Genomic DNA, 21,500 nt, shown 5'->3' on the forward strand with positions numbered 1-21,500 from the left:
AGCTAATTTGAATTCATTCATCGGAAGAATTCATAATAAATTCACATTTTTATTCAAAATTTAACAAAATAACTATACAAGGCTAATCATTCACTATAGTCAATTTAACAATAACTATTCTTCAAGTCAATGTACAATACAACTTGCCTAATATTTAAAATATTTTGACTATTGCACACTCTCTGGATTATAATTTGTGTTAAAGCCACAAATTATAAATTCAATGAATTGGATGTGATTTGATGGAATTTTCTCTTTGCTGTTTTGACGGTGCCCTTCCAGTTGAGGTAACCCTTGATGATGACAATGGAAGATATACGATTCGCAAAAGTGATCGAAGTGGAGAATATTTTAATAGCCCGAAAGAATTAATTCAATGGGTCAAAACGTATTTTCACGAAGAGGAATTCTGTTACCCACATGAATTCAGAGGCATGCTTGCCAAATTAACAGAATACGAAATCAATGGAACCTATTCTTTTTAAAGCACCAGCGAACTGGTGCTTTTTTAGCGGTTAATTTTTTCGGTCATACACTTTAAATTCATAATCGAAGGGATTTTTTTCATCTTTTATCCCCTTTTCCGAAGAAATGAGATTCCATTCTGATGTGTTGAATTCAGGGAAGTAGGTATCTCCTTCAAATTCCGCATGAATTTCCGTGATGTATAATCGGTCAGCGGATTTGAAGGTTTCTTTAAAAATTTCTGCCCCGCCGATGATGAAGATTTCTTCGTCTTGCTTACGGCAGTAGTCAACGAAATCCTCTACGGAGTAAAACATTTTGCAACCCTCTGCCTGATAATTCTGCTGACGTGTAATCACGATATTTTCTCTCCCAGGCAGGACTCGCCCAATCGACTCATGTGTTTTTCGCCCCATTGCGATTGGGTGGCCCATTGTGACTCTTTTAAAATATTTTAAATCCTCAGGAAGGTGCCAAGGCAATTGATTATCCTTGCCGATCACTCTTTTACCATCCATCGCTACTAGGAAGGAAATCATACGCTTACCACCCCTTTAATATGTGGATGTGGGTCATAGCCTTCTAAGGTAAAATCCTCATACTCGAACCCAAAGATATCTTTTACATCCGGATTGATTTTTATTTGTGGCAGTGGGCGCGGTTCCCGACTCATTTGCAGATTCACCTGCTCCAAATGGTTTTGGTAAATATGTACGTCGCCAAATGTATGAATAAATTCACCCACTTTTAGGCCGCATACATGGGCAATCATATGGGTTAACAAAGCATAGGATGCGATGTTAAACGGCACCCCAAGGAAGACGTCCGCAGATCGTTGGTAGAGCTGGCATGATAGCTTTCCGTCGGCTACATAAAACTGAAACATGCAATGACAAGGCGGCAGGGCCATGTTATCTATTTCAGCCACGTTCCATGCATTGATAAGAAGTCTTCTTGAATTTGGGTTGGTTTTGATTTGCTGGATTAATTCACTGATTTGATCGACCGTTTTTCCGTCTGCACCTGTCCATGAACGCCACTGATGGCCATAAACCGGGCCTAGTTCTCCGCTTTCATCGGCCCACTCGTTCCAAATGCGTACCCCATGCTCTTGAAGATACTTAACGTTTGTATCTCCTTTTAAAAACCAAAGTAGTTCATAGATAATTGATTTGATATGAAGTTTTTTAGTTGTTAAAAGTGGAAATCCTTCTTCCAAATTAAATCTCATTTGATAGCCAAAGGTGCTGATTGTACCAGTACCGGTGCGGTCTCCTTTGACGGTACCGTTGTTTAGAACATGCTCACATAGCTGCAAATATTGCTTCAATTTTTACACTCCTTTGTCCGGACATCATTTTTATATTTTAACAATGACTTGGTCATTTTTAAAGATGGCAAAATAAAAAACATAAAAAGAGCCGTCAAAAAAGACGACTCCTATACTTCCAACCCAAAGTTCCGGCAAAGTGCAGCAAGACCGCCTGAGAAACCAGACCCAATAGCGTTGAATTTCCATTCACTGTTATGTCGATAGAGTTCACAGACGACGATGGCGGTTTCAACAGAGAAATCTTCGCCAAGATCAAAACGTAAAATCTCGCGGTCGCTCTCCTCATCGACTACTCTTACAAAAGCATTCGAAACTTGTCCGAAATTTTGGTTTCTTACCTCAGCATCATGAATCGTTACAGTAATCGCAATCCGGTGAATACTCGATGGAATTTTACTAAAATCAATCTTGATTTGTTCGTCATCCCCCTCACCTTCGCCGGTACGGTTATCACCGGTATGCTCAACACCGCCGGATGGATGAACTAAGTTATTGTAAAAAATAAAATCGATATCATTGACGACACAGTTGTTTGCATCTGTTAAAAAAGCAGAAGCATCCAGGTCAAAATCATGTCCTCCGCTATAGCGGTTTGTATCCCAGCCAAGACCAATAATCGCCTTTGTTAACCCCGGGTTTGTTTTTGTAAGATCAATTCTTTGTCCTTTTGCTAAGTTAATACCCAAACGAATCACCTCATCGCTAACTATTTAATCTTTTTAACTAAAAGCACTGTTAATCTCGGTTGTTGATTTCCGCTCCAATCAACATTGTTTTAAAAATCAACATTGACCTTTAACACAGCCTAACTAAAAGAACGGACAACTTCACCGAGACTGCCTGCATTTGTGCCGTTTCCAACAGCACCAAACTTCCATTCGCTGCCGTGACGGTAGATTTCCCCTACAACAAGACAGGTTTTCCCGCTGTAGTTGTCTGTTAAGCTATAGTGCAGTAATTCTGTATGGTTGCTGGAATTTTCAATTCGAATAAATGCATTCTGAATCATTCCAAAATGCTGCTTCCTTTTTACTGCATCATAAATATTAACGACAAAAACAAGCTTTTGGATATTAGCAGGTACACGGCTTAAGTCAATGATAATTTGCTCATCGTCGCCATCCCCGTCACCAGTTAGGTTATCACCGGTATGCTGTACACTGCCGTCCCTGCTTTTTAAATTCCCAAAATAAACGACATCATTATTATTTTGCAGCTTATCGTTCTCGCCAAGCATGATGACCGATGCATCGCAGTCAACATTCGCTGAGCTGCCTCCGCCGCCGAATAAGGAACCAAATAAACCGCCCCCACCGGTTTTAACAGGGTCCCAGCCCAAACCCACCAAGATTTTTGTTAATCCTGGATTTGATTTTGTTAAATCCACCCTTTGGCCTTTTTGCAAATTAATTGCCATTTCCATCACCTCATAGTTAGCTTTGTATTTTAATCTTTTTAAAGTTATCCTGCAGCTGTTCTAAACGTCTTGTTCCTTCTTCACGCAGGCGTTTGTTTTCTTCTTCGATTGCTTTTGTTTCCTGCATTCCTTTGATGATAATATTCCATGACTCTTCGACAGTTTCAATCTTAATGCTTGGCCCGCCGGCAAGTCTTGCTATATCGACGCTTTGCTGAGAAATGTTTTGGGCATTTTTCAAGAGCATCTCATTTGTGCGACGATCAAGCTCGCTCATCGAGTCAGCGACCAGCTTTTGCCTTTTTGCGGCAACCGCTTGGATTAAGCCATTTTTAAAAATGGGAATCGTTGTTACAAACGCAGAGTTGATTTTGCCAATCAGCTTTGTGTTTCCTCGCTGCAACAGGCGGATTTGCGGTGCGGTTTGCAAGGAAACCATTTTTGCCATTTCTAAATCATAAATACGAGTCTCCAATAATTCGATTGAATTTCGGAGTGAATCCAATTGCATGGAAGCAAGCTGGTCACCCGATGCTGCGCGCGCTTCAAGCTGTGGCAACTGATTGTTTTTCAAATCTTCTACCTTCAGTTCGCCGGCAACAATATATTTTTCCAGTGTTAAATAATATTGATAGTTTTGCTCATACATTTGCTCTAGCATGTTGGTTGAATCAGCCATCTCTTTTTGGTATTTGGAAATTTCCACATAGACTTTATCAATTTCCTGACCCATCGTCTGGTATTTTCCAAACAGCTTTTCTACCATTTTTTCGCCTTTTTTGAAAAGCTTGCCGAAAAATCCGTTTGATGTTTTTTGAAAATCCTTGGCATCAAATTTATCCATGATTCGGCCCAGCTGTTTTAGAAGCTCACCAGAATCTTCAACCTTTGTCGTCCGCATATTACCTAAAATTTGATCAGAAAAACGGGAAATTTGCACTGCCGGCTCTTTCCCAAATTCCAAGATTTGAATCTGGTCGCGTTCATCGATTGCGTGGGCCAGATTTTGAATTTCCGGTTCTTTGCGAAGTGCAAGCTTTATATCAGATACCTTTGTTTCCAAAAGTTGATCATCCGTAGCAGTAGTTGTCAAGCTTCCGGAAGGATTTAGTGATTGGTCCACTTGTTAATCTCCCCTTAAATTTTTTAATATCCCTTGAAAAAGAACTCTTTTTAAAATCGATGGTTCTTTATATTCCAAATCAAAAACCACCTCATCAAGCCAGTGGGTATCATAAAGACTTTCATCAAGATAATTTTCAATATCGTTATGACCCGGTGGATTATAAATCATAATATCGATTCCAAAATGGTTAAGAAGCAGTAAAAGTGCAGCATCAGATCTTGAAAACATTCCGGCATGTTCATTATTGTAAACAATGATTTTCGGCACCTGCTGTGAGTAGTCAAACCTCTCCAATAGCTGAATTAAGCTTTTTGGCATATGCATCGCCTGGCTGAACAAATAAATTATTACTTCTTCTTCACTTTCACCATGAAGCGGTTTTAGATCAGGCTTATCGCAAATTCTTCTTACTGCATGGGCAATTCCCTTTTGCAGGCCGGATGCAAGGAAAGAATACGGCCAGTAATGAGCCTGCATCATTTTTTCTACACTTAATAATCCATCAGGATCAAGTACATTCCGATAATGATAGCGGAAATCGCTCGTACCCGGCATCGTGAATGGCAGCTTTCGAATCAGGAGGCTATACTCTGATTCAGAAAATGCATGCAAGCGCTCCCAGTACTCTTTTCGATTTTTACTCACACCCTTGATCTTGGCAAAAATCGTCGGGATCTTAACTTGTCCGTTTGCGACTTCAAAATCCGGCCGAATCATCGCAATTTCTTTCCCGATGAGATAAAGCTCATCATATGTGGTTCGAAGAGTCAGCGAAGACGGGGTATACTCCCGCAACTGCCATGGTTTATAAAGACCGGATCCTTCTTGGTTCAAAATTGATTCAATTTCCCGTGAAGCCCGGTAAGCAACCGTCGTTTTCCTGCTTCTTTTTTCGGTTGGAAAGGGTTCAGCCTTCTCAGTATTTTGGTAGTGATACGTAAATATCTCACCATCTATGAAACCTGCTAAAGCATCCTTCCCCTCCGGGTGAAAAATAACCAAATCACAGCCTATTTTTATTAAATAATATAAGAAATATTGATGGCTTTTTTTGAAGTCACCATACCATAAAAACTTTGGCATGTCACTTTGAAGGTCAGCCTTTTCTAAGACAGGCTGCAAGTGATTAATGGACCATTTCACCACATCGACAAGGACACGCCTTAATTCGGGATTTTCTAATCCATTCTGTTCAAATTGGGCAAAGTGCTCAAGTATTGAAATCATGGCCTCCCTTATTTTTCGATGAATGGCAGGGATGGTTGATTTTAATAAGAGCTGCTCGCCATCGAGAAAAGCGGTAAAACGATTGATGGAAAGCTTCTGTTCCTGATATATATTTAAAACCTTTTGGATCGATTGAAAATGCGAATTATCAATTGCTTTGTTCAATGAATCTTCACTTAACAGTTGTAAATGCAATTCAGCGTTATTTACATAGTCAAAAAGATTATTATAATATTCATCTGCGTCTAGAGGTATACCAAGGAATCTTCCAAGAACTTGCCCGATGTTAATCGCACCATTTTCTAATGAAAAATCCGGGCGCGCGTTCAATGGTTCTTTTATCAATTCGAGCCAATTTTCATATGAAAGGGATACCTGCTTGACGTTTAGTTGGTTATATGATGGATTCATTCATATTCCCTTCCCTCTAAAAGCAAAGCGCCTTAATTAAGATAGAAAATTATGTTAGTTTTCTCTTCCATCATAACATAGATGGGCCATTGGTTCATTTCTTAATACGAATACAACGAAAAAATGTTTCATCTCCCAATCCTATTCCTAATTTTTCACCTTTTTCCTTGTCCTTACATATCATTGAGTACTGATATGTGAAGAAGGTGACTCGAATGAGATTTCTCTATAAGCGACCAAAGATGGAGCAAGTAAACGAGGAACTGGATACCCTTATGGATGTCATGAGTTCTGACATATTTATTCTCTTAGACTTATTTTGGCTAAGCCTAATCTTCAGCCTGCTGCTTACTCCGGTACTGCAAACGGTTCCCCATTTTATTGTTTTTTTCTTAAGCAGCTATGTATTATTTACTAGTGTTTACTTGTTTATTTTTAAAAGAATGTTTAAGAATTGTTAGGAAATACTGCAAGATTTGTTCGCCTGCAAGAATGCCTGCTCTTGTTGTAATGGAAGCTGTTTTATTCAGATTCATCAAAGCAAGTTCTCCGTGAGCCGGGACAATCCTGTTTTGACAGGATGTAAGAAAGTCCCAGTCCAACACCGAATCCCCTGCACCTGCAAGGACCGGTAATTCCTCACGATTGATGATATAGGTAAGAGCTGCACCTTTGTTAATAGCCTTCGGGATAAAATAAAGCTTCCTGCCCTGCAAGGAAACCTTCCAGCCATAGTTGGAAACGATTTCACTTAAATTTTGCTGTTCGGAAAGTGATAGGCTGGTTTCTAATATGTAATAGAAAAATAGATTCTCAGCTGACTTTAGCTGCCCATTAATATGAAAGCCGCTCCTTTTTATTCCATCCTGTAATTCATCTCTATGAGCCGACTCCCATCTGAATTGGGAGAATATATGCTCTGACCATTCCAGAAGCGGTTCCCCTTTATACAAAATGGCGGCCCCATTAAATGTAATCGCATAAGGTAAGGTAAGTTCTTTTTCAAAAATCGTAAACCGTTTGTATTGAGCCGTCGTTCTTGTTGTAACGGGAATAAAAATACAGTGCCGGCAAAGCTCAAAAAGAGTATTATATGCAGTTTCTGTCATATAACCGACTGTGAATCCATCCTTCTCTTCCACCGGTTTTAATACGGTTCCCAAAGGGACACCAAGTTGTTCAATGGCCCTTTGGGAGTAAACTAATGTACGGTCAAGGTCAGATGCAATGATCATTTTATCACCGCCTTTACTGTTTTAATCAGCCCGCAGCAAGAGTAATTCAGTTTGGGATATACTACCACTTCAACCCCCTTTTCTTTTGCGAGCATTAGAATGTGCCGGACATATGGGCTCGATGGGTCACGCATTAGAATTTTCCATGGAACTCTTCTTAATAACACCCGAGTTGTTTCACCAACCCCAGGTTTAATATAGTGCGTGCTTTCAATCCCAAATTCGACTTGGATTCTTTTTACATCCTGCATCCCTAAAAATTCGGCCGCAATTGTTTCGCGGTTTCTTTCTGCTGCTTCTTTCACAGCATCAGGTATAATTGCGGGGAATTCCTTTGTGATCATATCAATGTATTCATTCGAGACATCGGAGGGCAGAAGCTCACGGTAAAATTTTGCTCCGTGGAAATCTTCCTTTCCGATGTAATTTTCATTCAAAACCGTCCTACTAACCAGTCCGGAAACCGTTGAATTCAAGCAGGCGCTGGGGATTAAAAAGTCCTCTCTCGTTCCGAATAACGTTGTACAATAACCGGGGTCGGCAAGGACTGCAAGCAGGCGATCCACCTTCACACCATATGTTTTTTCGTAGTCCCGGCAGGCCTTGGCGAGTTCAATGGAAATGGCCCCTTTTCCAGTCCAACCGTCCACGAATTGAATTTTCCCCTCTGGATGATTTTCCAGAATATAATGAAGGGCATTTTCGTCAATCCCTCGGTCGCGGATAATCGAAATACTATAATGTGGCAGGGAGACAGCATAGCGTTGCTTAAGATAACGTTTAATTAAAATCCCTACAGGGGTTCCTGCCCTGGCTAGTGAACAGAGGACGGTGCTTGCCCCTTTTAACTGATAGATTTGTTCTGCAACAATCCCAATACACAAGGCAACCATTCGTTTATAGTCATGAAGGGTTTGCCAGAATAAGTCCACATAAGCTTTTGAAGGCTGGTACTCTATTGGGAGCGACTCACTATAATGCTGACCTGACTGTACCCGGTACTCACGATTGGCGGTCGAATCCTCAAGTTGGTAACCGCTCAGATCCTTGAGGAGAAATACAACATCGTCTTCCCGATAAGAACCAATTTTGAAAGGACTCTGAATAATTTTATTCATATCATTCACCTCTATTTCCAGAAAAAAATACGAACTTGATAGATTTAAACTGTAATTTTTGAAGTTCAGTTACCATCGGCTTAAGATGAAGGGGATCTACCTCTCTTTCAAAAAAGACAAAAACTTCATCATATTCACAAGGAGGAATATTATAGACAAACTGGGTGATTTCCGGGTCTTCCGGTGACGGGAAGGTCACACCGAATCTTGCCCCATACCCCTCCTCGTTTTCTACATGTATCGGACTTCTTGTTGTAGATTGATAGGAAACATCTGGACCCATTTCTGCAGCAAACTTCATCGGGATGTACATAAATTCCCCTGTACCGAGGCATAAAGTTTTCAAACCCGTTCTTTGTTCGCGCAAAAATGCTGCTGCGATTGAAATTCGCTGGTGATTGGACTGATTTTGCTGACTAGAGAGTCCAAAACGGCCTGTTTCCCAAATGAATTCCGCCCTATTTCGCTCCGTCCATTGCTTCGAGCTTGTAAAAAATCGCGCTAATTGAATGAATTCAATTGAGGATGAGAAATGGCTATCCCATTCAATTTCCTTATTTTTTTCTTCAATCTCCCTAAGCTTCTTCACTTGGACCCTTCCCGCTAGCAACGAAATCGTTTGGATTGTAATTCCTAGTTCCTTTTCCAGTTGGATGAATTTCAACTTATGCTCATCGGAGCGCCAATCTAATATTGAAACAACGGTATAAATTTTTCTCGGACACTGAGATTGAATGGATTGAATGATATTGAGAGCAGTCTTTCCTGTCGTCATTTCATCATCGACAAGGATAATTTCCCGTTCATTCTGAATGATTTCTTTAGGAATATAACAGCGATGTGAAGTGGCATGGGAATGCTCTTCTTCAAATGTTAGTTCAGGCTCCCGGCAGGTCAGTGCTTCTCTTGTCGTATGGAAAAAATCTGCTGATTGAAAATTGTCAAAAAAAGCATGCCCCAGTGCTGTGGCGGTTTCCGCAAATCCAATGACGACAGGATTGATTGCCGCTGGTAAAAAGACCCCGCCTGAAAATCGTTCATTTCGAAAAAATGAAACTAATAAATCCGAGGTTTCCGAACATTTTATTCCTTTTCCTGATTCCAAGTATTGGGCAGCTAGTAATGCAGCTGACAGAAGCCCTTTATTTGCATCAATTGGCAAATGCTTCCCGATGACTTTACTAACAAATAAAAAGGAACGTTTTTTATTAATTCTTGCCGCCATTGTGAAAAGCTTCTCAACCGGCAGCCCGTAAGGATTTTCAGCCACTTCCACTTGAACCTCAATGGAATCCAAAATATTAAACGTAAACTTCTTTTTTAATAATGTCGATGTTTGTAACTTCTGCATGTAACACCCCGTAAAGCTGTGATTTTAAAAGAATCTTTTTTGCCCAAACATAATGGGGCTTAATTTCATTCATTTTATTCGAAAAGCCACTCCGGACTACGCCAACATGTCCGCCGGCTGCTTCCACAATCGTACTGGCATCCATATATTCCTCAAATGAAACAGCATTCAGCGCTTGAACGGTTTTTATATGGGATGGGTGGATGACCGTTTTTCCAGTCAAACCATTTGCAATGTCCATGAGGACCTCGCGAATTAATCCATCCAAATTTTGATCAATTAATTCGGCCCGCAATTTCAGCCCTTCGTCCCCATACCTTTCACGGAAAGGTGTCTGTCTGAGCTGAGGCTTTAACATTCTTTCTTTTGTGGAAAAATACTCCCAAACGGGTCCTGAAACAATATAGGGGTCGTCCCCTCTTTGAAAGACATTAACAATATCACCGATACAATCTCTTAAAATGGCAATATCATAAACCGTTGTATCAGCACTCCTTCGTATGCCATAAAGACCGCTAAAATCGGTGGCACCAATTCTTACATTCAAAATCAACTCACGATCATGATCAAGAAGATTTTTTATTTTTAGCAGTTCATCCATTCTTGTCTCTTTTTGTATAACTTTTGCGGACTCAAGGATTGGCATCGCATAAAAGGGATGGTGATCACTATGTATTTCCCTGACTTCTCTTAAAAGCTTATCCCCACTTTCAGTTGAAAACTTTGGCAGCACCACACCCGTTAACAGTTTTAACGCATCTCCTAATTGTTCTTTCAGCCGTTGAAGCTGCAAGCGGTCGCGAATACGGATAAACATTAATGGTAAATCTTCAAAACTCAAAAATTGCTTATTTACTTCTTTAAATAATTTTGAAAGCTCTTCAACAAGCTTGTCTTCCGCTCTAGCTACTTCAAAGTCCCCGACTGCGTCCTCCAAATCGATCACAAGGGATGTTAATCCTTCATGTTTTTTTGATAAGATTTCCTGATGGATATTCCTGCGGGTTGCCGGCATATAAAGAGTGGCGCCAAGGCCATAGGATAAAAGCTCACGATTTATAAACTTATTAAATTTTTGCGGTTTCTGAAAGAATAGATGCTCCAGCTCTTCATCATAAAAATAGGAGAAAAATTTCATATTTTGCTAACTCCTCAGATAAAAATAAGGGACCGGACTTTCGCCAGCTCCCCCTTTAAAATAAATATATATGCTGATTAACCATTTTCCTTGCTAACTTCTTTTTTCTTGTTGATGAAATGGACGATAAAAGTAGCACCAAACGTAAAGAGTAAGATAATAAAGAAATAAAGTGGTTCCAATTCATAATGGAAAAGGACACCTGCGAACATCTTAATAGAAATAATTAAAATCAAAATATAGGCCGTTGTTTCAAGCTCAGGTATTTTGTCAATAAGGGCAAGGAAGACACCGGCAACCCCACGCATCATTAATACGCCGAGCATTCCGCCTACTAGTAATACCCAAACTTCGTTACTTACCCCAAATGCAGCTAGAACGCTGTCTACAGAAAAAGCAATATCCATTAATTCTACTGAAGCGACCGTTCCCCAAAAGGTTCCAAACATCCGGATTAATAAACCTTTTTGATTGATCCCCTCTGCTTCCTCTTCACCATCGTCGCTGCCTTTATGTTTATCAATAAAGTACTTAATCGCAAGCCAAGCAAGATACGCTGCACCCAGTGCTTTTACCCACCAAAGCTTGATAAGGTAAACTCCTAGCCCAATCGCAACGAAACGGAAAGCATAGGCACCTAATAACCCATAGAAAAGAGCCTTTTTACGTTTTTCCGAGGGCAGATGTTTTACCATGACCGCTAACACCAGGGCATTATCTGCAGACAGCAATCCCTCAAGAATGATCAAAGTACCAATTAATCCCCAGCTTACCGGATCCGTTAAGACCTTCACCCACATATCCCATTCAAAAAACTGAGCATAGGTGTGCAATATTCCCTGTAAAACCGACATTAAAAAAATTCCTCCCAGATGTTCTTGTATTTTCCCTAGAAAAGACCCGGCATATTAGGCGGGTCTCTAAGTTTTAATTATCAGCCAACCTGTAGTCCAAAATCAGTAGCTAACGCTGCTAGTCCACCTTGGTATCCGCTTCCGATTGCACTAAATTTCCATTCGTTATTATGGCGGTATAATTCACCTACAACCAATGCAGTTTCAATGGAGAAGTCCTCTCCAAGGTCATAGCGGATTAATTCTTCGCCTGTTGCTTCGTTAATAATACGCGCATAAGCATTTGATACCTGCCCAAAATTTTGATTTCTAACGTCGGCTTCATGAATGGTAATCGTGAAGGCGATCCGGTGAATAGAGGCAGGTACTGCTGTAAGGTTGATTTTTACTTGTTCGTCATCCCCATCACCCGCACCGGTGCGGTTATCTCCAGTATGTACAACAGAACCATTTGCGCCTTGAGGGTTATTATAAAACACAAAGTCTGAATCAGTTGTAACCTTACCGTTTTCTCCTAAAAGAAAAACTGATGCATCTAAATCAAAATCATGACCGCCATCATATTTATTCGTATCCCAGCCTAAACCAACAACAACATTTGTTAATCCTGGATTTGTTTTTGTTAAGTCTACTTTTTGCCCTTTTGATAAACTAATTGCCATTTTTCATTCCTCCATTTTTGGGTTATAGTCTTTTTACGAGTTTTTCTTAAAAAGGTTTCAATTATTATAATAAAATTTTTTACCTAGCCTCTGCAAATATTTCCATCAACTCATCCATTTAGGCGGTGTGTTTTTTGCCCAATAGATTGAACCAAGGCTATAGTGGTTTTGATAATTGTCATGATAGGTGTGATAATGAAAATTAAACCAGTATCCCTGTTGCGGAGGTTGATCCCTTCTTACATGAAACCTTAGGATGTCTTTATTTGTTTCACTGTTCTTGATATGAAAAATTTTTTCCGAAAGACCCCCACTTGGCTGTTCGGTGATGGTAAGATTTCTTAAATCCTCCTCGGGAAATTGGGCAGCGGTTTCAGTAATGGCTGCTTCAATATTAGGTAAAATAATCGAACGGAATTCCTGAGCGATTACCGGTTTTATTTTGCTGCCAAATTTTTGATAAGATTGTTCTTCCGCTTGTTTTAGGAGATCTTCCATAAATCGCTCCCGATTAAACTCCGATTCTTCTGCAATTTTAGGTGTTTGGGCAAAACTGCCCGATGGTGCTGTGGCTTGGTCAGAAGGTTTCCCAGCATTAATATTGTTCATTAATTGGGATGGTGAGACAAGACCAAAGGTCAAAATCGAAACCATCACCATGAAAGATTTACGGACCCATTTTTTCATATTAAACTCTCCTTTTTAAATGGAAGAGTGCAAAAATCCATTTTATTCTTACAAACTATTATACTTCTTTTTTATGGAAATTGAAAAAAATCGAGTTATATATTTTTTTCAATTTCCATAAAAAATAACAGCTGAAAACCGTCGGCTTTCAGCTGTTATTTTTCAAGAATCCCAAAATGAAATTTGGCTGTTTTCCTACGGAATATGTTGAATCCGTATTGTTCGAAACGCTGGCTTCTAAAATGATCTTTTAAGATGACCCTTTTCTTGCAAACCCTCAGTGCCTGGTGTACCGTTTCTTCATTCAAATCGTAATGTAGCGCAAAATGTCCTAACGATTTGATTCCATCTGATTCAAGAATGCTTTCTTCGAACATCGGGTCGAAATAGACGCAGTCAAACGAGGCTGACGGCTGGCTTTTTAAAAAATCGAGAGAAAATGTGTTCATCACCCTAACTCGTTTCATGGCTGCTTCGATTTCCTCATGTCCGGGATCCCACAATTGGAGCCCTTCCTTTACGAGATAAGCAAGGTATTTCTGTCCTTCTATCCCCGTTACAGCCCCTTCGTTTCCAACGACAAAGCCTGCGACAATGGCATCGGATGCAAGTCCAAGAGTACAATCGAGCAAAGACATTCCCCTTGATAGTCCTGATGCTTCAATAAGTGGATCATGTTCGCCTTTTAATAGTCTTTTAATCCGAAACATCGCGGAGTTTGGATGAAAGAAAAACGGCTCTTGATGCTCCTGGTTGTAAAGTTCCAACCGCTCTTTCCCAACTACCAGACAGCTAGAGTCTGCCTCTTTTTGAACTTTGCTAATTGATTTCTTTTTTCTTGGAAAGTACGGGATTTCAAGGATTTCTGCCAGATCTTTTGCTTTCTCTATCATTTCTTCGTTCGTTCGTCCTGCTGTCGTAACAAACATGTTATCCCTCTTTAATGTTTATAAGCTTCTATAAAGAAGAAAAAGGACGTCATTCTGACATCCTTATTTGCAATGGTTTTCAAACGCATTTATTAAGTTTTGCATGACTTCTTCCATTGCATGGCCTTCGATATCGTGGCGTGGAATAAAATGGACTACCTCTTTATCCTTTAATAAGACAAAAGATGGGGAAGAAGGTTCATAACCTGCAAAGTATTCGCGCATTTTTGCGGTTGCTTCTTTATCTTGTCCGGCAAAAACCGTCACAAGGTGATCCGGTTTTTTCTCGTTGTTCAAAACCGCTTGGGTAACAGCTGGACGAGCTAATCCACCAGCACAGCCACAAACTGAATTCACTGCGACTAAGGTAGTCCCCTTAACATTTTCAATAAACTTTTCAACCTCTTCAGCTGTAGTCAGCTCTTCAAAACCAGTTCTGGTTAATTCTTGGCGCATTGGTACAACCATTTGTTTCATAAATTCTTCATACGCATTTGACATAAATATTCCCTCCTGTTTCAGTGTTAGCATACTATAAGAAATCGCTAAATTGCAATCAAGATTACTCCCCTGTTTTTCTAGCTTCGGTCATTTGCTTCCAAACAGATCCTTTTGCTTCTTCGCCGCCCTCGATTCGTTCAATTGCCATTTTTATTTGCATGCTGACCTCAAATTCAGAATCTTCCTCAGCAGCCTTTAAAGCAGGCACTGCCTTTGCATCACCTACTTCATATAAAAACATTGCCGCCCTCCAGCGGACTAGTTTGCTTGAATCTCTCAATGCTTTTATCATCTCGTCTTGGGCTTCCGGGAACCCAAGGTCTGACAAGCAATCACCGGCTGTACGGCGGACAGTAACAGTTTTATCGCTAAGCGCTTTATATAAATATGGCAGGACCTTCGTATCTTTAATCATTCCAAGGTAAACGGTTGCCAATCTTCTGATTGATGGTTTCTCATCAGTTAAAGCCATTTCTAGAACTGGCAAATCTTCTAGTTCAGGATCATCCATCTGCTCAAGTAACTGGTAGCGTACATGCCAATCGGGGTTACTTAAATCCGATTTTGAAACCTTTTTCCGAGAAACTGCTGTTTTTTTATCCGCTGTGTCACCTGATTGTGCTTTCTCAACCAATGCCACGAGCCGGGCATCTGGATAAGCAGCAATCAATTCTTCGACCACTTCCTGGCCGATTTGATCAAAGTCACCATAGCGCACCCCTTGATTTTGCCATTTCCGCAATAAAATATAATTTTCTTCCGGAAGCTGTGCCGCCTCCCTTGCCTTTAAAAAATATTCCGGCATCCCATACCGTTTTTCAGTCGTGCCATCGGTTAATTTAACTTGCAAAGGAATCCCTTTGAACATCTGGATTTCAACTTTGATTTCACCAAAATGTTCATCAATGGCTACTTTATTTTTAGCAATATCATCAGTATTTTCACCAAATGCCTGACGGACCTTCGGCAATAGTTCCTTCCAATCAAATTTTGCATTCCGTTCCACTGCAAGGAAGTCAGCTACATGGTATACACCTTTGATACCTTCTATTTGTAAAACCTTTTGAATTACCTGTGGTGCATCCCCAGCGGTTTCTTTTTTATAATTATGGCTTTTCCCCATAGGGAGTTCTTCATTTAAGAGGATTTTCATTGTATTTGGACTTGGAGTTGGCTCAATTGCTTTAATTTTCAAAATGAATCACCTTCTTTGTTTTCTGTAAACAGTTTAACATAATGAATAGGTTAAATTCACTATGGATGCATCTACATGGTTGCTGCGGTCATTCAAAAAAAAAGAGCTTATCACATATGTAGTGATAAACTCCCTTTTTCCTTACGGTTTAGCTGTTACACTATTTTTGCCTTTAATTCCAATTCGAAGCGATGTAATCAGTCCCTCGAACGTTGCTTCTTCCAATGTCCTTGGAGCTAAGCAATCGCCAATCTGCCATACCTCAGGAGCTGAATATTTAATTTGTTCATACAATTCCACATTCGGAACACGCCCCAATGAAAGAATAATTGAGTCGACATTTTTAATCGATTCTTTCTCATAGGAAAATAAATTTCGAATCACTACTTCATTTTCTTTAATTTCGCCTAAATCATAGTGAGGAATCATTTTAATATTTAGTTGATAAAGTTTCTTTAAATATTCATTTCTTAAATATTGATGGACTTCCTCACCAATATAAAGCCTAGATGAAATTAACGATACTTGATGACCTTTTTCCGCAAGATCTATAGCTGCCTCCATCCCCGGCCAATCCCCGGCGAAATCAAAGACAAGGACATTTTTTCCAATCGTTATTCTTTGGCGATTAAAAAGTTGGTCAACCGTTTGTACTCTTGGGTCGTTTATACCAGGAATTTGCGGAATGAACGGACGGGAACCGACCGCACAGATAATCGAATCAGGTGCAATCCCATTAATATCATCAGGCTGGATATTCCAGCCAAGCTTGACATTTACATTGCTGATAGACAGCTTTTTAATAAAATTATCGAGCATCGTTTCTGCAAGCTCTTGTCTCATGGGCGTACGTTTTAACGTATGCAGAAGCCCACCGACCTCATCCGCTTTATCTGCCAAAATCACTTCATGACCACTCTCATCTAATGTTAAGGCAGCCTTTAACCCTGCAGGACCTGAGCCAATGACAAGAACTTTCTTTTTCTCCCGGGGTGATTTCTGTAAATCTTGCACTTCAATTTCCTTTCCGGCAGAAGGATTTTGAACACAGCCGATTGCTAATCCTTTATGGTAATGCCCGATGCAGGCTTGGAGACAGCCAATACAGGCATCAATTAAATGGTGATTCCCTTCCTTAGCTTTATTGGGCATTTCAGGGTCGACGATTAAAGACCGCGTCATCCCGACCATATCTGCCTTCCCTGTTGCGACAATTTGTTCCGCCTCGACCGGGTCGACAATCCGGGAACCGACAAACACTGGTACGGCACCAGCCATGCGGATTTTAAAGGCTTGCGACGAATTATATCCATGGTTGATTGGGGATGGCGGCACAATATGCGTCGAGCCCGCATAGGTACTGGAATCCCCTGCCGTGACATTAATAAAATCAACACGTACTTGTTCCACCAAATATTCAACAATTTTGACGGAATCCTTTATATCCAACCCATCCATTGTCATCTCATCTGCACTCATCCGGATTCCGACTGTAAAGTCTTCGCCGACTTCCAGCCATACCCGCTTCATCACTTCGACAATAAACCTCATCCTGTTTTCGAAGGCCCCTCCATATTCATCTATACGATGATTGGTATGACTGGACCAGAATTGTGCTGGAAGATAGCCATGCGAGCAGCAGATTTCAACGCCATCAAGCCCGCCTTCTTTCGCAAGTTTCGCTGAATGGGCAAAGCCCTCAATCACATCTTTTATTTCTTCAATGCTCATCGGTCTTGGCATCGTACCAAATCGTAAACTTGGTACTGCAGATGGTGCTAATGCGGCAGTGCGATAATCGCTTGATACCACTTCTCTTCCACCGTGAAATAATTGACTGAACACCTTTGTCCCATATTGATGGACTTTATTCGATAACTCTAAATAAGCCGGTACAATCCTTTGATCAAACCCCGCAATCGTATGAGTTGTCAACATTCCCGAAAGATGTACAGCGGCTGCTTCCAATACAATCAGTCCCGCGCCACCTTTTGCCCGTGAAGAGTGATAAGCTGTCATTTCAGGAGTTGGAATCCCATCAACAACATGATTGGTTTGATGTGCAGTACTGAGAATTCTATTTTTTAATTCTGTGTGACCAATTTGGATAGGGCTAAATAAATGTTTATAGTTTGTCAAATTGACTCACTCCTTATCGTTTCGATTTAACAAGGTAACTAGCAAAAACCATGCCAAACTACTTCAGTCGTATAAGCAGTGAAATTTTTCCTTTATTTTTGACAGTTCATAATTATCCGCAATATTTAATTGTATAATGAAAGAAAAAAGCGGGTCTTTTTTGCATCAATCGTTGCAAAAAAGGTTCACTTTGGCCCAACACCTATAAATAATCAGTTTGAACTAAGTTTTGGAAGAAGCAACCTCTATTTCAGATGCAAAATGTGTTCATTTTTTTAAAAGGATGGGTTGATGAATGATCAATGAATTGAAAGCACAACAAAATATTATTCGGTTGGAAAAACTTAATGAATCTCTTCAAGAACAGCTAGATATAGCACTGCGAAAAATCAAGGAACTTACCCAAATATTAAATTCTTCTTATGATGAAATTTTTGTTACGGATGCTGATGGAAATGTTTTATTTGTGAGTGACTCCTGCAAACATTTTACAGGCTTGCCTCCTGAGGCCTTTATCAATAAAAATATCTTTGAACTAGTGGAGAAGGGAATTATTACTGACTCTGTCACGATAAAAGCAATGCAAACCCATACAGTTCAGTCCAATGAACAAAATTATCCTAACGGAAAAACTGTCCTCGCGACAGCCAAACCTGTATTTGATGAAGAAGGAAAATTATATAGGATCGTCAGCAATTCACGGGATATTTCAGAGTTAGTTGAAATGAAAAGAAAACTGGCCGCAATGCATGCATTAACGAAAGAAAATCTGAATGAAGCCATCATTGAAAAAGCTATTGGCCAGCAAAGGTTTATTACTCAATCCAAAAACATGATCAACACCCTGCAATTAGCGGAAAGAGTGGCTCCGCTCGACTCCTCGATTTTCATCCATGGTGAATCGGGGGTCGGAAAGGGCGTATTAGCGCGGATTATTCATGAAAATAGCCCAAGAAAAGAGCGATCATTCATACAAGTGAACTGTGGGGCGATACCTGAAAGCTTGCTGGAATCTGAACTTTTCGGCTATGAAGCCGGGGCGTTCACCGGTGCAAATAAGCGGGGGAAAGCCGGCCTTGTCGAGATGGCGGATGGAGGGACCTTATTTTTAGATGAAATCGGCGAAATGCCACTTGAACTGCAAGTAAAAATCCTTCACTTGGTTCAAGAGAAAACTTTTAAAAAGGTTGGCGGAACCACCGAAAAGAAGATTGATATCCGTATTATTTCCGCCACAAATAAAGACTTATTGCAAATGATTGAGGAAAAAAAGTTTCGCCAAGACCTATACTACCGCCTTCATGTTGTCCCGCTTAGAATCCCCCCGTTAAGAAAAAGGAAGCAGGATATTTTAGTATTAACGGAATATTTTTTAAAACACTTTAATCATAAATACTTGCAGCAGATTGAATTAGATGAAAATGCTAAACTATTGCTGCAGCTCCAGGAATGGCGTGGAAATGTACGGGAACTGGAGAATTTTATTGAACAAATTGTTGTCACTGCATATAAACCGATCATAAGAATTGAAGATTTACCGCTCGTACTGGACCACCGATTTCATCCTGAAAGCAATCCGGGACTACAGCAGCTTCCATTAAAAAGGGCCGTTGAAGAAACAGAAAAACTGGTTCTTTCCTATGCGTTAAAGAAATATAAATCGACAAGGAAGATGGCCAAGGCATTAGGAGTAAATCAAACCACCATCATGAGAAAACTACATAAGTATCAGATGACGACAAATGAAACGACTTAATTATTGTAGTAAGCAGAATTTTTAGAAATTGGCACGAAAATTGCATTAACTTATAGTGAACAATCAAATTACAAGGAGTGATCAGAATGGGGGAATTGCTTTTTTGTTTAGGTTATGGAGGTTCACTTATCATTTTAGGACTCATTACTAAATTTTTCGTTGGCAGAATGGAAAAAGACGTAATTACAACAACAAAAATAACGAAAGATGAAAAGGCGGGGATGTAAAGATGATTTATACAATCGGTATAACTGTCTCCTTCCTTGTGTACGTTATCATCGGTGTCATTCTTTCGAGGAGGGTAAAAAATTCTGAAGAATATTATGTATCAGGGAGAAAGGGCTCAACCTTAATGGTTACCGGAACGCTAGTGGCTTCATTTTTAAGTACCGTCTCTTTCATGGGTGAGGCTGGTTTTTCCTATGAAGGATACCCAATCCTTTTGCTAATCCTCGTTATTTTTAATGCAACTGGCTATGTTGTTGGAGTATTCTTTTTTGGACGGTATTTAAGAAGAAGTAAATCATTGACTGTTCCTGAATATTTCGGTAACCGCTTTCAATCCAATAAAGTTCGTATGGCTGCGGCAATCACCACGATTCTTGGTATTGCTGCTTATTTGGTCGCTGTTACACAAGGTGCCGCTGTATTGCTTTCGGAAATTTCCGGTATTTCTTACACCTTTGCATTATTGATCATGTGGGTCGTCTATGCTTCCTTTACTGTTCTTTCCGGAGCTAAAGGGGTTATGGTCAATGATACCATCATGTTCTTCATCTTTTCGATTGCCACTTACTTAGCCTTCCCGTTCATCATTCATTCTGCCGGAGGTTTTCCGGATGCGATTGTCAAAGCAGCGACGAATCCGGCGCGCCCGGATTTATTAAGCTGGCATGGAATCACCGGCCCGAATAACTATATGGGAGCACCATGGGAAGCGTTTATCTGGGCCGTCATTTTAGGTATGGTTTGGTCAGCGGTTATTTCCATCAGCCCATGGCAGAGCAGCCGTTATTTAATGGCGAAAAATGAACATGTCGCAATTCGCTCGGGTGTTTGGGCAACCATTTCCATCATCACGATTTACTTGTTCCTACACATCAGCATTTCAACGATTACAACGATCAACCCAGATATTAAACCGACAGAAAAAGTATTCATCTGGGCAGCAATGAATATTGTTCCGAAATGGCTCGGGATTATCATCGTAAGTGGAATTATGGCCGCAGCGCTGTCCTCCTGTGCCAGCTTCCTTCAACTCATCGGCAGCAGCATTACACGGGACATCATGGAACAATCTAGGAACAAAAAATACTCAGATAAGCGTCTGTTGGTGACGAGCCGAATTTCGATGATTCTCTCCAGTATTGTCATCCTGCTTATTGGTCTATGGCAGCCGCCTTCCATTATGTGGATTGGTTATTTTGCGGCGACCTTATTTGCTGCTTCCTGGGGCCCAATTGCCTTTGCTAGTGTGTTCTCAAAAAAGGTAACAAAAAATGGGGCATTGTGGAGTATTATTATGGGATTTTTAGGGGTAGTTCTTGGGGAATCATTGAAAAAAGCCGGCGTTGTGCTTCCGGTGTATTTAAATCCTGTTATTATTGGAGTCGTATTAAGTTTATTCTCCCTTTGGATTGGTTCTAAATTTGGAGAAATTTCCAAGGAAGAGCGGGAATTTCAAGAAAATATTTTAAAACGTCCGATTGAAGCGAATGATCCAGAAGAAATGGCCATCACGAAAAAATATCCTGCATATTTAATGATAAGCGGTGTCATTATTATCATTATTACATTCATTTTCTATTACTACCCGTTGACATTGGCGATGTAAGGGTAAATAATCTCGGATCCCAAAATTCCCCTTTGTAAAATTACACTTAAAATCTAAAAATCGGTATTTTTTCCGGATTTATCAATGGATCTTACCACTTTATCAGCGAATTGAAAAAGTTG

General features: G+C 40.2%; 21 protein-coding genes. 4 read left to right on the forward strand and 17 right to left on the reverse strand.

The annotated features are described in order from the left end of the window. The first annotated feature begins 242 nt into the window (after positions 1-242). Positions 243-485 carry a hypothetical protein gene (locus BIV60_RS09690; protein WP_071355533.1) on the forward strand — a complete coding sequence of 81 codons (243 nt, stop codon included), beginning with the start codon at positions 243-245 and terminating at the stop codon, positions 483-485. A gap of 30 nt (positions 486-515) precedes the next feature. Here the strand turns inward: BIV60_RS09690 and BIV60_RS09695 are convergent, their stop codons facing one another. From BIV60_RS09695 to BIV60_RS09780, 17 genes are all read right to left on the reverse strand, one after another. Next, complete coding sequence (locus BIV60_RS09695) at positions 516-1,004, reverse strand: dihydrofolate reductase (RefSeq protein ID WP_071355534.1); 489 nt, start codon at positions 1,002-1,004, stop codon at positions 516-518. After that, complete coding sequence (locus BIV60_RS09700; protein WP_071355535.1) at positions 1,001-1,795, reverse strand: thymidylate synthase; 795 nt, start codon at positions 1,793-1,795, stop codon at positions 1,001-1,003. Before BIV60_RS09700 ends, BIV60_RS09695 begins: the two co-directional genes overlap by 4 nt. Positions 1,796-1,905: 110 nt before the next feature. Next, positions 1,906-2,484, reverse strand: a complete 579-nt coding sequence (locus BIV60_RS09705; RefSeq protein ID WP_071355536.1) for a TerD family protein — start codon at positions 2,482-2,484, stop codon at positions 1,906-1,908. A gap of 119 nt (positions 2,485-2,603) precedes the next feature. Further along, entirely contained in the window at positions 2,604-3,215 is a 612-nt protein-coding gene (locus tag BIV60_RS09710) for a TerD family protein (RefSeq protein ID WP_071355537.1), read from the reverse strand. A 16-nt stretch (positions 3,216-3,231) separates the two neighbouring features. Beyond that, positions 3,232-4,338 carry a toxic anion resistance protein gene (locus BIV60_RS09715; RefSeq protein ID WP_071355538.1) on the reverse strand — a complete coding sequence of 369 codons (1,107 nt, stop codon included), beginning with the start codon at positions 4,336-4,338 and terminating at the stop codon, positions 3,232-3,234. 3 nt (positions 4,339-4,341) lie between these two features. Continuing rightward, the gene (locus BIV60_RS09720) at positions 4,342-5,979 is read right to left on the reverse strand and encodes a YceG family protein (protein ID WP_071355539.1); all 1,638 of its coding nucleotides are present in this window, start codon (positions 5,977-5,979) and stop codon (positions 4,342-4,344) included. Positions 5,980-6,386: 407 nt separating this feature from the next. After that, complete coding sequence (locus tag BIV60_RS09730; RefSeq protein ID WP_071355541.1) at positions 6,387-7,214, reverse strand: hypothetical protein; 828 nt, start codon at positions 7,212-7,214, stop codon at positions 6,387-6,389. After that, positions 7,211-8,332: a cysteine protease StiP family protein gene (locus tag BIV60_RS09735; protein ID WP_071355542.1), complete on the reverse strand. Its 1,122-nt coding sequence runs from the start codon at positions 8,330-8,332 to the stop codon at positions 7,211-7,213. The genes BIV60_RS09730 and BIV60_RS09735 overlap by 4 nt, the downstream gene beginning before the upstream one ends. A 1-nt stretch (position 8,333) precedes the next feature. Then, entirely contained in the window at positions 8,334-9,683 is a 1,350-nt protein-coding gene (locus BIV60_RS09740) for a phosphoribosyltransferase family protein (protein ID WP_071355543.1), read from the reverse strand. After that, positions 9,634-10,821, reverse strand: coding sequence for an HpcH/HpaI aldolase/citrate lyase family protein (locus BIV60_RS09745; RefSeq protein WP_071355544.1), 1,188 nt, complete (start codon positions 10,819-10,821; stop codon positions 9,634-9,636). The genes BIV60_RS09740 and BIV60_RS09745 overlap by 50 nt, the downstream gene beginning before the upstream one ends. A 77-nt stretch (positions 10,822-10,898) precedes the next feature. Further along, positions 10,899-11,675 (reverse strand): TerC family protein, encoded by a 777-nt coding sequence (locus tag BIV60_RS09750; protein WP_071355545.1) that lies wholly within the window; start codon positions 11,673-11,675, stop codon positions 10,899-10,901. 80 nt (positions 11,676-11,755) lie between these two features. Further along, complete coding sequence (locus BIV60_RS09755; RefSeq protein WP_071355546.1) at positions 11,756-12,337, reverse strand: TerD family protein; 582 nt, start codon at positions 12,335-12,337, stop codon at positions 11,756-11,758. A 105-nt stretch (positions 12,338-12,442) separates the two neighbouring features. Further along, positions 12,443-13,024 (reverse strand): YpjP family protein, encoded by a 582-nt coding sequence (locus BIV60_RS09760; RefSeq protein WP_071355547.1) that lies wholly within the window; start codon positions 13,022-13,024, stop codon positions 12,443-12,445. A 155-nt stretch (positions 13,025-13,179) separates the two neighbouring features. After that, positions 13,180-13,953: a class I SAM-dependent methyltransferase gene (locus tag BIV60_RS09765; RefSeq protein ID WP_071355548.1), complete on the reverse strand. Its 774-nt coding sequence runs from the start codon at positions 13,951-13,953 to the stop codon at positions 13,180-13,182. Between the two features lie 63 nt (positions 13,954-14,016). Continuing rightward, entirely contained in the window at positions 14,017-14,454 is a 438-nt protein-coding gene (locus BIV60_RS09770; RefSeq protein WP_071355549.1) for a BrxA/BrxB family bacilliredoxin, read from the reverse strand. A 61-nt stretch (positions 14,455-14,515) separates the two neighbouring features. Continuing rightward, the gene (locus tag BIV60_RS09775) at positions 14,516-15,649 is read right to left on the reverse strand and encodes a conserved virulence factor C family protein (RefSeq protein ID WP_071355550.1); all 1,134 of its coding nucleotides are present in this window, start codon (positions 15,647-15,649) and stop codon (positions 14,516-14,518) included. A gap of 141 nt (positions 15,650-15,790) precedes the next feature. Beyond that, positions 15,791-17,788 carry an oxidoreductase gene (locus BIV60_RS09780; RefSeq protein WP_071355551.1) on the reverse strand — a complete coding sequence of 666 codons (1,998 nt, stop codon included), beginning with the start codon at positions 17,786-17,788 and terminating at the stop codon, positions 15,791-15,793. Between the two features lie 295 nt (positions 17,789-18,083). On the opposite strand from BIV60_RS09780, the gene BIV60_RS09785 reads away from it, so the two are divergent. From BIV60_RS09785 to BIV60_RS09790, 3 genes are all read left to right on the forward strand, one after another. After that, on the forward strand, positions 18,084-19,544 hold the full coding sequence (locus BIV60_RS09785; RefSeq protein WP_083402185.1) for a sigma-54 interaction domain-containing protein: 1,461 nt from the start codon (positions 18,084-18,086) through the stop codon (positions 19,542-19,544). Between the two features lie 86 nt (positions 19,545-19,630). Further along, positions 19,631-19,771 (forward strand): hypothetical protein, encoded by a 141-nt coding sequence (locus BIV60_RS29570; protein ID WP_177177263.1) that lies wholly within the window; start codon positions 19,631-19,633, stop codon positions 19,769-19,771. A gap of 2 nt (positions 19,772-19,773) precedes the next feature. After that, entirely contained in the window at positions 19,774-21,378 is a 1,605-nt protein-coding gene (locus BIV60_RS09790) for a sodium:solute symporter family protein (RefSeq protein WP_071355552.1), read from the forward strand. Positions 21,379-21,500 lie beyond the last annotated feature (122 nt).

The sequence above is a fragment of the Bacillus sp. MUM 116 genome (genome assembly GCF_001866655.1).
Classification (GTDB): Bacteria; Bacillota; Bacilli; order Bacillales; family Cytobacillaceae; genus Neobacillus.